The organism is Vibrio sp. Y176, assembly GCF_033438945.1.
Window position 1 is genome coordinate 1 of the sequence record NZ_JAWOQS010000122.1, and the last position, 1,059, is coordinate 1,059.

Genomic DNA, 1,059 nt, shown 5'->3' on the forward strand with positions numbered 1-1,059 from the left:
CAATCTCATGGCCTTGACGCTCTATTGCAAACTGACCCTCCTGCCAAATCCGCATTAGAAAGAGCACAACTGCGAGACCAACGACGCCAAGAGCAAAGACAAAAAAACCTTGAGCAAATCCTAAAACTCGCGCACAGCGCTTGCCGCGATGAAACCGCAGGCGAACCCGATCAAGATTGGTTGTATCGATTTTTCGATATGGCCCAAGACATCCACAACAGTTCAATGCAGAAGTTGTGGGCGCAAGTGATGAAGCGTGAAGTGACCAACCCAGGTTCCACGTCGATGAAAGCGCTGAAAGTCCTTAAGGATATGTCCCCAAAAGAAGCGCAAACACTACAAAGAGCAGCCTCTTTGGCGTGCAGTTTTGGCGGCGATAACAGTAAAAAGTTATTGATAGGCTATAAAGCACATGGCGGAATATTCAACTTTGGTAAACGAGATACCACCAGCAATCTGAATATGGGCAGCTTTCAATTGCCTTACTCAAGTCTATTAGTATTGATTGAATTGGGGTTACTGCATAGCACAGAACTGGAGTCGGGAGAGATCGGCATTGAAACGCCATTGATACTGGCATATCAAGGCAAGAATTTGTCTCTGCAAGTGAATACGAAGGGCATCCGTCTGCTGTACTACCGTTTCACACCGACGGGTAACGAACTGTGCAAACTGCTTGGCAACAAGCCAAATTCCCAGTACTACGATCAAATGCTCGCCTTGTTAAATCAAAAGTTTAGCGTAAGCACCGAAGCAAGCAGCAGCGTGAACTATACCGTTTAGTTTCGCTCTAGGAGCTTTAGGTCACCTATGATCTAAAAGCTCCTCAAGCAGTACACTAGTCTTTTGGTTACCCATCCTCCAAGAGCTGAGTTAGCTCATCACACGACGCTGTTTAAGCTCATTCAAACACAACTCAACCAACTCGTCGACGCTCTTCTCGCCTGCTGGCAAATCGATTTCTGGATTGATTGGCGCTTGATATTCTGAATCAATACCCGTGAAATTTGGGATCTCACCTGCTCGCGCTTTTTTGTATAAACCTTTTGGATCTCGGCC

General features: G+C 46.3%; 2 protein-coding genes. One reads left to right on the forward strand and one right to left on the reverse strand.

Annotated features, from left to right (window positions below; translation table 11 throughout):
• Positions 1 to 783: TIGR03899 family protein (locus R7O13_RS24520; RefSeq protein WP_318304891.1), on the forward strand; the 783-nt coding region annotated here is incomplete at its 5' end.
• Positions 784 to 873: 90 nt separating this feature from the next.
• Here the strand turns inward: R7O13_RS24520 and R7O13_RS24525 are convergent.
• Positions 874 to 1,059: adenylyl-sulfate kinase (locus R7O13_RS24525; RefSeq protein WP_318304892.1), on the reverse strand; the 186-nt coding region annotated here is incomplete at its 5' end.